This window comes from Mesorhizobium sp. M0991 (assembly GCF_040318915.1).
GTDB lineage: Bacteria > Pseudomonadota > Alphaproteobacteria > Rhizobiales > Rhizobiaceae > Mesorhizobium.
Window position 1 is genome coordinate 42,342 of record NZ_JAMYNE010000021.1, and the last position, 10,709, is coordinate 53,050.

Annotated in this window: 6 protein-coding genes; 1 reads left to right on the plus strand and 5 read right to left on the minus strand. The window is 57.7% G+C overall.

The window, feature by feature from the left end; all coding sequences use genetic code 11:
* Nucleotides 1-5: 5 nt before the first annotated feature.
* The 5 genes from NKH70_RS25405 to NKH70_RS25425 form a co-directional block, all read right to left on the minus strand.
* Nucleotides 6-5,201 carry an FtsK/SpoIIIE domain-containing protein gene (locus tag NKH70_RS25405; RefSeq protein WP_353026345.1) on the minus strand — a complete coding sequence of 1,732 codons (5,196 nt, stop codon included), beginning with the start codon at nt 5,199-5,201 and terminating at the stop codon, nt 6-8.
* Complete coding sequence (locus NKH70_RS25410; RefSeq protein WP_353026347.1) at nt 5,198-6,733, minus strand: methylation-associated defense system protein MAD7 family protein; 1,536 nt, start codon at nt 6,731-6,733, stop codon at nt 5,198-5,200. The genes NKH70_RS25405 and NKH70_RS25410 overlap by 4 nt, the downstream gene beginning before the upstream one ends.
* The gene (locus tag NKH70_RS25415) at nt 6,726-8,504 is read right to left on the minus strand and encodes a hypothetical protein (RefSeq protein WP_353026348.1); all 1,779 of its coding nucleotides are present in this window, start codon (nt 8,502-8,504) and stop codon (nt 6,726-6,728) included. The genes NKH70_RS25410 and NKH70_RS25415 overlap by 8 nt, the downstream gene beginning before the upstream one ends.
* Before the next feature lie 279 nt (nt 8,505-8,783).
* Nucleotides 8,784-9,596 (minus strand): hypothetical protein, encoded by an 813-nt coding sequence (locus tag NKH70_RS25420; protein ID WP_353026349.1) that lies wholly within the window; start codon nt 9,594-9,596, stop codon nt 8,784-8,786.
* A 6-nt stretch (nt 9,597-9,602) separates the two neighbouring features.
* Nucleotides 9,603-10,232 (minus strand): methyltransferase domain-containing protein, encoded by a 630-nt coding sequence (locus NKH70_RS25425; protein ID WP_353026350.1) that lies wholly within the window; start codon nt 10,230-10,232, stop codon nt 9,603-9,605.
* A gap of 152 nt (nt 10,233-10,384) precedes the next feature.
* Between NKH70_RS25425 and NKH70_RS25430 the strand changes: the two genes are divergently transcribed.
* Nucleotides 10,385-10,687, plus strand: coding sequence for an XRE family transcriptional regulator (locus NKH70_RS25430; RefSeq protein ID WP_353026381.1), 303 nt, complete (start codon nt 10,385-10,387; stop codon nt 10,685-10,687).
* The last annotated feature ends 22 nt before the right edge of the window (nt 10,688-10,709 follow it).

Below are 10,709 nucleotides of genomic sequence, written 5' to 3' on the forward strand. Positions count from 1 at the left end.
GCCCACTACGCTCGATACTTAACGGCCAGATGATCCACAACCGATTGGATGAAATCAGAGGAGGCAAATGGAACTTGGGAGTATATAAGGCCTGGCTCGCCCTCCAGTCGAGCAAGCAGGTGTCCCCGACCGAGCAGTCTCTCGGCGCCCTTTTCACCGAGTGCGATTTCGGACGTTCCTTCGGAGTCTACCCTAAGGATGAGTCTGTTACCGAGTTGCGACCTCAGTTGCATCGGCATGACACTGGCTTCCGGACGCTGCGCGGCGAAGATTAGATAGATGCCCGCAGCGCGGGCCATCACCCCGAGCCGACCAACCGTCGCAGTTACCGAGTTTCGATATTCCTCAGTGAGCATCCATTCCGCAAATTCGTCGTGAACGACCCAATAGGTCGAAAGGCGTTCGGCTTCGGTGACCTTGGCATTATATACGGTGATGTTCGCTGCTCGAACGCTCCTGAAAAGCTTGTAGCGACGCTCCATCTCACCGACGAGCGCTTCCAGGCGCTCAATGGCACCGTCTTGTGTGTCAATCACGCCACCGTCCAGGTGCGGGAGCGTGTCGAAGGCGAAATAGTCCACGCCCTGTTTGGGATCGATCAGAACGATTCGTGCCTGTCGCGGTGTATTCGTGACGGCGAGCCCAAGAAGTATCGCCTGCATGAGCACAGATTTTCCCGAGCCTGTGCTTCCCGCAATTAACGTATGCGGGGCATGGAGTGCGCCTGGTGAGAAGGTCAGAAGCGAATTGTCTTCTTCCTTCAATCCTATGACGATGTCCTGATTGCCTTGGTCCCCCTGCTGCGGTTTCCAGAGATTCCACACCTGTTCGATTGTCACGATACGCCTTTTTTGCCTCGCGACAGCGATTGCGACGGTGCCGGGTTCCGGCCGGACCGAAATGACATTCAATCCAAATGTCGTGAGAAGCTCCGAGCGTTTACGCATCACTTGCTCAACCGTAAGGTTGGCGCTTCCGGCAAAACGAAGAATGGCCGAATTCGGCGTCAGCGTCTGGCCAACCGACTTGGCCTGCAGCGAGAGTTGCTGAAGAGCTGCCCGCGTCGATGCGGCCACGGTTGTAAGCCATGCGACGTCCTCTTCCTCCTCGCGCAGATTCGCCAGGACAATCGCACGAATGGCATCCAGTTCAGCCTGATCGCCGACTCCGGTAGGCATCTCCGATATGGCGCCGATTGAATTGTCTTCGATGGCGGCCGCAGTCGCAAAAGGCGGCTCTGGCGACTCTACTTCGGGGACAGTCTCCGCCGAGGACTTCGGCATCATCCAGTAATTCGTTGTTGCGGGCGGCACTCCAGCGGCGTGACGAATATCGGTCGGATCGCGGTCCACCGCGAACGCCAAAAGCAAGGTCTTGAGCTCAGCACGGCCATAGACTTCCTGCTGGCAGTTTTCCACGCCGGGGATCGCCGAGATGTAGGTGGGATTGGGACCGTCGCCAGGCGTTGGGACGAATATATGGCTATAGCCCTTGATCCGTACGTCGCATTGACCTTCGCGGATCGCGCGACGCCACTCGGACAGGTTGACCGGGCTCGCTGCTGGGATCTGAATGCCGTCTAGGACGAGATCGCCCAAGCGTGACAGCCAAGAATCCCGATCAAGACGGTTACCCTCTCCGAGCAGCGCCTCCCTGATCCGCTTGACGGTGTCCCGCAGCTGCTTTTCGGACTCCTTCCGCTTGGCCGGCAAGATCGTGGATCCGACATATTTCGCCTCAGTGACTACTATCGTCAGCTCCAAGCGTCCGTCAGATCGCTCTCGAGGTGACAGCGCAAGTATATCGGCCTGTGTTTCCTCGCGTGCGCCAAGCCATGCCGCGTAATCATCCAGAAAATACCATCCCACAAGGGCCGACGGCTCCATTTCATGTCGTGCCAAGTAGCGGCTCAGCACGACGCCTATGAGCTCGCTTGCCGCTTCGCCTCTCTTAGCGGCTCTGAGAACGATATCGCCCGACACGTCGTTCGCAGCTTCGATGAGCTTGTGCGCCAGCCGAGACATACCCGCCTCGTCAAGACCGAGGTTCATATCGTCCAGTCGTGAGCGCACCATCGCGCGCAGCAGCCCGAGTGGCGCGAGCGAAGAGATCACGACGTTGCGGCCCTGGGTAGCGGACTGCTTGTACCGGATGACACGAACCTTCTGGTTCTGAAGCTGTCGACGATCCAGCAACTCGTCGTAGTTCACCACCCATGCACCCAAATCATGCGTTTCGGAGAAGATCCTAGCCGTTTGTGGATCATGGAAATCCAATTGGCGCGTCGGGAGCAGACGTCGATCGCCATCCTCGCGGAAGTCGCCTTTCAGGAAGGTCGTTCCCGCCGACAGAAAAGCCCATCCTTCATGACACTGGACGGGGCAGCACAGATAGACAACGGACTTCAGATCGTCGGCGGAAGCGGGACGACGCCGGGACCAACGGGCCGGCAGCAAATCCTCCAGCTCCGCCGGCCGGGCCGATTCCGCATGCCACTCCAGGATCGCATGCCGGGAAATCACGTCTTGGCTAAAGACGATGTCATAGGGCCGCCCGTCCCGCGGATCAGGTGGTGGAGCCTCGTCCGCGATCACGCTGATTCTCAGCCGTGCCATGAAGTCCTGGGTCGCTTCAGAAGCGGAATAGGTGTTTGCCCCGGCATCTTCCTCTGCTGTCAAGATTGACCGGTAGAGTTCTCGGAGGCGGGTTGAATCAATATGCCGCAACAACACTTGGCATCGTACGTCCTCAGCATCATCGTGAATTCCGCCCAAGCCCTGCACCACGTGCTGGGGTAGCCGTGCGGAATCGCAATTGAATAGGACCACCGACATGTTCGCACGTTCGTGCGGGTGGAGCGCCAAATACCGACGGACGAGGTCCAGAACGCACTCTGAGCCTGCGGTCGGATCGTCATTGACATCAGCCGAAATAGCGCCAGTCGCGACTGGAGCTTCATGAAGCGAATAGTCGCCCTTAGTATCAACCAGCGACAGTAGCTCGGCCTTCCGACCGATCCACGAAATAATCACTTCAGGGTAGAGGGGATGCTCGAGATCTGAGGCCAGATCGCGAAAAAACAGTCTGGTGTCCCCAACCTGATCGTCGCCTCCACTGAGCGCGATGCGGATAGTTGACGATACAAGATGGGCTTTGCGCCACATCGCTGCCAGCCTGAGCGGGTGCCAGGGCGCTACGATCGCAGCTGGATCCCCATCATCGACTGCCGTCGTGCCGAGTTCTAGCAGCGGGCGAAGGAGCGCTTCGCGGTTCCGGTCGCCGGGAGCAAGGCGCACGATAATGTTCAGCAGGTCACCATAGGTCTTCGCTTGGGTGCGATTTGCCTGGCTGCCAGGACCGCTCGTCCGAAACCCCTGAACTGCATCGACATAGGCCTTGGAAAATGTTTCGAATGCAGTGGCGATTTCTTCTGCAGCGCCAGCCGCGACAAGGCCGGCTAGAACATTTTCCCGCAGGCGTATGGGCCAGAACAACGCGAGGTCGCGTTCCTTGCGATAGGCCGGCAGAAGTGAACCACGATCGCGATCATAGGCGGGGACGAGTGTCCGAACGTCCCGCAGGTCTATCGCCCCAGCGCGACGTCCAGCGACCGCAGGCTCACGCGATGTTCGCCCGATCGTCATTGGATGAGCTTCCAACCTCGTCCAATCATCAACGAACTGGGAGGATATGACATTTGGTTCGTAACGCCACACGAGCTGCGTGGACGAGGTCTGGGCCGAGCCGGAGGCGCTTTCCGTCTCGAAATCGAGTTGGAATTTAAGCTGGAGTGCCGCTTTTGCCGTTGACCGGTTTGGCACACCCTTGGTCTTGGCCTGCTTCCACGATTCCACCAATTGGGGAAATTCGATAAGGGGACCGAGATCCAGCGCGACATTGGCGCCAAGCAAACGTTGGAGACCAGCATAACGCAGCGCGAAATACTCGCCAGCATCAACATTGAGGCCCTTGAGATCGCGTTTGGTTGCACGATCGCATCGGATGCGGAGCGTTCGTCTCGTGCCAGGTTGATTGAGGAACGTTTCCATAGCGGCGGCAATGCCAGCCAGGAAATCGGTCGTTTCTCGAGCCCGCCCGTAGATCAGCTTATCCCATGCCGATTTTAGCTTGCGGTCGGCCCGTAGCTCATCGCGATGATCATCATAAAATTCGACGTCTTCGGGCCTGGATTCGGTGGGGTTTCGAATTAGCAGGTGGCGCAGATATTCATCGTCGTCTGCGGAGAGTAGCCCCGGCTCGCCTTCGTCGTAAAACTTGCGAGTCTCGTTTCCAATATTGAATTTCTCGCGGGCAAGGCCTTCGAATAGCGGCTTGATCTGTTCCCATTCGCATTCCGCCAGCTCAGCAGCAGCTTCATTCCAACCGGGATGGGTGCCAATGAACCGCTCGATCGTGGCGTGATTGCTCTCGGGGATGACTTCGCGCGTTTTTGCAAAAGCTGCGCGTAGATCATCCTCATTTAGAACGATCTGCGTCGGCGTCTCTTTGAGTAGCAGCCCCCGACGGCGTCGCATAAGGCCGTTGAACTCGCGCTGCCAAGCCGAGACGTGGCGAACGGCTTTGTCCTTGATGCTTCTGAACGCCGTTCGGTCGTTCGGCAAGTGTAAGGCGGGGAGTGCCGCTCCGAACGCTTCGATAAGAGGATGGCCGTCCACCTCAATGGCGTGCCGAACGCGCAGCACGTAACCGGCGAAGCGGTCGAGCGATGTAGAACGCAGCTGGGCCAATCCGCCCAGCGCTCGTTCGAAGATGACCCGCCCTTCCGCGTCCAGGCCCAAACCGTCGTCGACCGCATCGACCCAGGCAGCCAAGCGCTCAAGCAGCTCGGCCCCTCCAAGCCTGCTCATGTCTTGGAGCGACTGGTCCTCGCCGCCCTCCCCGACATTGGTGACGAGGAATGCTGCCTTGTCGCATTCCGCGTCACGAAACCACGTCGCCGGGCTCCTGGTTAATGCCTCGGGCGGCAGCCCCATGTCAGCGAATAGGCTCTCGGGCAACTTGACTGAGACCCGTCGATCAAGCGCGGGATTCGCCAAAACCGCGCCCGCCACCGCGGCGGTCTGAGGAATGCTGAGACCATCGATAAGGAAGCGCGCTACTCCAGAACTATCGCTATCATCGCCCAACTCGTCGCGCAAATAGGCGGCGGCAACGCAGCCAATGAGTTCGTGACGGTTCATCGAACGATCCTCGCCAGTGGGTTTTCCACATATGCACAGGCATCGGAGAGTCGACGCAGCATGCCGAGAGTTCGTAGCCGTCGTTCGAGCCGGCCGGAATTTGCTTGAAATGCCTTCTTATCGAATTCGTCCGGATCCAACGCGCGTTCCGCCTCTCGCTCGCCCAAAACGAGTCCATATCTATCGTAGAGCAGGGCCAGGAATTCCATGAAGTCCATTCGCGTCGAAACGTTAGCGAGGATCAACGCCTTCAGCATCGAGTCAGTTGGGGCGTAGCGAAGGCGGGTCGTTCCCCGCCTGGAGACGAGACCCGCGCCGATGCCGTATGAACGATGCACATTGGCCACATGGTTGCGGTGTCGATTGACAGCAGCGCGGCGAAACTCGGCGAGCAACATCTCGGGATCGTGAGGGCCATCATAGTCGTCATCGGATGCGGGCCATCGCACTCGTTCGACGAGTATGCGCCGGCAATCGGTAAAAGGCGCCTCGCCTTTGAGCGCCGCCACCCATTCGGGACCGCTACCGATCGCGGACACGTAGGCCTCCACCGAACGCTCCGGCAAAGTGTTGTTGCGCTGATAGCTGGCGACCGACAATTCGCGCACAAGCGTTTTTCGGGGAGCGACGACCTCACTTACGAACGTTGGGGCCTCGCGGCCACAGGCCGAAGATGCGACCACGAGCTGGTAGCGTAGGAGATGGAACGCGGCGAGGGTGGCTAAGTGCGGATATGCGTCGAACCGCGGCAACCCGAGTTCAAAAACTGCTAGCCAGTCGCGGCCCAGATCGTCGAAACATTGATGCCGGGCATAGGGAAGGTAACTGTTCCCGCGCGTTTGCCTGTCTTCCTCATACTTCGGTTCTATCAGCTCCAGGAGGCGATCGCACGGATCCCCGTCAAACGCCTTTGCAAGATGTGGCCGAAGTGCCTCGGCAGCGGATGACCGGCACAGCATTTGATAGACCAGTTCGCCGGGCAGCCCGAAGTTGATATACTCACGTGAGGCATTGCCCTTGACGAGATTAAGATCCTCATAGAGCGCATGGCGACCGAAGGGGAAAACAAAGCGGGAGCTCCAGCGCTTGTTCGACCCTGACTCGATCGTCGAAGACCTAAGCATCGTAATCAGGCTGGCAAAGTCCCTGAACGAGCTAAATCGCTTCCGCAGGTAGCTGAAGTCGCGGGTCGGCACCCCCTGCGCCCGTTCGTTCATCGTGGCGATCCACTCGTCCCAGGCGGCTGTGTCGTTTGCACCTCTCGTGGCGATGCGTCCGAGAGACTCGCCATTGTAGAGGATGTTTCGCGCATACATACGCCGGGCAGGCTTATATCGCAGAGGATATGGTACCCCCGCGTCGTCGAGCAGCCGCCCTTCTCGCTCGCACGCTTCGGCGACACCCAGGAACTCCAGGAAAATCAACCACGGACTGGTCGAATCCCATAGTCGGTGACCCCAGATCTGCTCGTCGACCCACATGTCGTTCCGAGGATGATCGCTGACGGGCGGCGGGCTTAGGGTCTCAAGCATGAGCGACTTCGATCACTTCATCAGCAGGCTCTCCCGCTGCGTTAAGTGTAAGCAGCTTGAATATCAGGTCACCACGCTCATCAGGAGGCCGTAAGCTGCCGAGTGCTACCAAGATCGAACTCTTGAAGGCCAGGATATCCTCGTGGCATTCGCGCGAGAAACTTCCAGGTAACGCACCCGACGCGACCCGCATCAAGAATTCGTAGCGAACAAGATTGAGCGATAGCCGGCAGCGTATCGTGTCGTCGAGGTGAACGATGAGCGAAGGCATGCGGCCCTCCAACGCGATCTCGACACGTTCCTGCCGCTTCGGCGCGACCGAGATCCGCTCCTCAAGCAACTGGCTTACGCCCGAACCGGAATAGGACAGGTTCGTCGCAAGGAGCAATTCTCGCTCCGTGGAAACGAGCATGCCCGTGAAAACACGGTTCAGCCCGTTTACGAGGCGCGAGAGAATGCGCCTGTTCACCCTGACGCCTTGGGCGAGTGGCTGCACGACGTCGACAAGATACTCTCCTGCCCGGGAGAAAACACTCAAGTCCCACAGGCGCAGATCCTCGGCCAACTCTTCCGGAATACGGAAGAACATCGCGCGCCGCTGTGCAACGAGAGAAGCAAGGAAGGGATGGCCACCGTCCAGATCGGACTCCGGACATTCGAGATAGCTTGCGCGAGTGGTCCGAAGTTCTGCCAGTTTGCGCGGTGGCGTTCCCTCCTCAACCAGCATCGTAAAATAGCCCCGCAAGACCTCTTCTTCGGCGCCGAACAGCAGGATATTGTCGATCCTGTTGGTCGTTTCGTGTCCAATGCCAAAGCGCGACAAGAACTCCATGATCTCAAGGCTTTCGCGGCGCGCCGGCGAGAGATTCTGCCCAAAGACGTTGTCGTGAATGTCCGACAGATGGAGCGTATTCGAAGCTTGGAGTTCATCGATATCGGACGGCATCATAAGACGGTCTTTGACGCTGGGATGTCCAAGCAAAGCGTTGGCAAGGAGCAGGAGCACGCGACGTATCGGGGTGTGAAGTCCGCTATGATCGAGAAGTTCGAAAAGCGCCCGCAGCCGACTCTGGAACAGAGGCTGGCGAAGTATCTCGTAGTTACGCCTGATTGGGCAGTATAGACTGAAGAACCCAATATCCGTCGCCTCATTGTAAGCGGCCTGCCAACCCTCATGACTCAGTAGCGCGTCCAAACTTAGGTCGAGAAGTGTTGCGCATGGGATCGCACTCAGATTGAAAAAGGCGACCCCATCCGACTCAGGATCCGGCTCTTCCACCAACAGATTCTCCAGCAGCACGTAGGCGCGAGCTGATTCGGCGGAAGCTGGTAGCTTGCGCCATGTTTCCATCAATTGACCGTCGTTCGCTGCCACGATGAAAACGCGGTCTGGATCCTCTTCAAACATCGCTTTGTTAACGGCAGCTAGAAGGCTGTGCTTCTCCGGATAGGTTCCGAACGGGCCGTCCTTGGACAGCTTAGTGAGATCGCGAATGATGCCTACGATCCGCACCCGGCCGGCTATCACAGCGCTCATTTCGTAATAGACTTCGTCGGTGCTCCAGATCTGCTCGTCGCCACCTAGCGCTGCCCACGCGTGGCCGCAAAGGCGGCTCTTTCCGTCCCCGGCTGTCCCGGTGAGAATGATGCTGCGCGCGCGTTCGGTTCCAGGCCGTAGCAGTTCAAGAATCTGGGTCTCGACTGGGTGCTCGAACGCAATAGGCCGCACACCCAGCCGCTTCGCCGAACGCTGGATGTGCTCGTCATACATATTCTCGTTTCGAGGGGTCGGCCCGTACAATCGGAGGAACCGTACCCAACGCTCACCTAGTCCTGCCATGCGCCCCCCTGCGCTCCCTGCTTGGTTAGGCCAAGTTACTTGGCATGTGTCGAGAAGAATTTACTGACTAGCATCTAATTGCACCAAACTTCCAAATCTTGCCGGTCTGCAGCGGCACCTCGCTGAGAATTATGCCGCGTGAATTCGTAGGTGTTTGTGTAGGGCGGAAACGGCGTCCGGCATTCTTCGTAGTGAATTGGCCGGTTTGGTTTAGAGCTGTAGCTTGTTTGGAATCATAAGAGGAGAGATGGCTTTGTGGCGTTTACCACTTTTCGCGAGAAGTAGCGCAATGCGGCCTGCCAGCCTTTTCATCTCAATATCCAAAACCCCATCCAGTTTTTCTGGATAGACATATTGCTTGAACCTTTCTGGGTCATTTTCAAGTTCTCCACTATAGGCTAGTTCGAGCATTGAAAAATGCGCTGAAACTTTCGCCAAATAGGGTGATATGGCCGGCTCTACGAGACCCGCCTTATCGCGGACCAATGTTCTCAATATGAGGCCGTTCTCTACCATTCTCGCGACGATGGTCTTGTCTGCCGGCGACAGGCCCTTTAGCCACTTCGGGTCAAGAAGGGCGAGAAGGGTCCGGAAGCTGTCACCTCCGTGACGCGTCTTAAATTCCATCGAAACAAGTTTGTTTTCTTCTGAAACTAGGCGGAAGCGCCCATAGAAGTCGTTTAGCTTGCTTTGGATTTGCGCGATCTCGATCTCGTTCGCCCGTTGGTTGTTGGCGGCCGATGCATTCCACTTGGCGATGAGTCCGCCGACTGCCGCGCCAAGCAGCGCGGCGAAACCTGAGATTGCTGGCTGAGCGTATGGTTCCCACCAGCTTTTTGGTGGGCTCGCCATTTCAAAAGGGGCAGCTTGTTCGACACGAACAACGATCGGAGGTTTATTCATCAGGTTAACCTCTTCCTGTTTCGTGCCAGGCTGAACAGCAGGCGGGCTATTGGCAGGCTGCGCACCGGCAGCGGAAAGCCACATCGATGGCAGCAACACGGCAGCTATCAATAACCGCATGGGGCTCTAAGCTCGCTTCGCGATGATGTTGAACCATCGATTGCCGGATGTCTGGGGATCGGCGGCAGTGCTGGCCCCGTCGACGATCAAGAAGCCGGATGCCTCTAGCATTGCACTCCACTCAGCTGACGAAAAATACGTGAAAAGCCTTCCATCCGCTTCACGCCTTTGGCCAGCGCCTTGCTTGATCGAACTGAAAAAATGCCCCCTGGGCGTTAACACACGCCTGATTTCTTCAAGTGCGGTTGGGACATCCTCGGGACCGAAATGGAGAAGTGAGGCCGCTGCCCATGCCGCCTCAAAGCTGGCCGCCGCGAACGGCATCACCCTCATATCGGCAATGACAACGGGGCACCCGGAAAATTCGGTCGCTATCGCCCCCAATTCGGCAGATGCGTCCAGACCAACTGCATTGAACCCCTGCTGGCGGAGAACTCTTAGGTCTCGCCCTCCTCCGCAGCCGATGTCGACAACACTGGCCTTCGATCTCAGAAAGGCCGAGAATCGATCGATTGCCGCGGCCATCGAACGTTCGGAGGTCTCAGCTGCGTAGCTTGCAGCGTTGCGGCGGTAGAATTGCAAGGTTTGCGCATCAGTCACTTCGCGGCCCTGCCAAACAATGGTGATCGTATCCAAGCGTCATCGATGGGCCAGACTTCATCATAAAACGGTTCAAAACGGCTTCAAATAGTGACCGGGTCTATCTCTATGGGAAATTTTCCATAAAGTCCGCCTTGACGATTCGAAATGTGGGGACAAATCGCGTGGCGGCTACGCATCCGCGTCGGATGAACCGAGAGCGCAAAAGGGACATCATCAATTTGCGTGGCTCAAGCAAAGCGGCGCGCGACGAACTTCGTAGTGCTCTAGCTTCCACCGTCGCCCGACGAGAACTCAGTCAGACAGACGCCGCGAAGTTATGCCGTACAGACCAACCAACAATGTCGAAGGTGATGGCCGGCAGGGTCGATAGCATCAGCATCGACCAATTGGCACGTTGGCTTACAGCGCTGGGCTGTACAGTCGAAATTCACTTGTACGGACCCGTGGTTGATCAGGACGGCGCTCTGAGAGTGGTAATCCATGAATAGGCCCGAGCCACAATTGCACACC

Bases quoted from the DNA above. Each gene is read 5' to 3' on its own strand.
- NKH70_RS25405 (WP_353026345.1), bottom strand. From the start codon at position 5,201: ATGAACCGTCACGAACTCATTGGCTGCGTTGCCGCCGCCTATTTGCGC.
- NKH70_RS25410 (WP_353026347.1), bottom strand. From the start codon at position 6,733: ATGCTTGAGACCCTAAGCCCGCCGCCCGTCAGCGATCATCCTCGGAAC.
- NKH70_RS25415 (WP_353026348.1), bottom strand. From the start codon at position 8,504: ATGTATGACGAGCACATCCAGCGTTCGGCGAAGCGGCTGGGTGTGCGG.
- NKH70_RS25420 (WP_353026349.1), bottom strand. From the start codon at position 9,596: ATGCGGTTATTGATAGCTGCCGTGTTGCTGCCATCGATGTGGCTTTCC.
- NKH70_RS25430 (WP_353026381.1), top strand. From the start codon at position 10,385: ATGAACCGAGAGCGCAAAAGGGACATCATCAATTTGCGTGGCTCAAGC.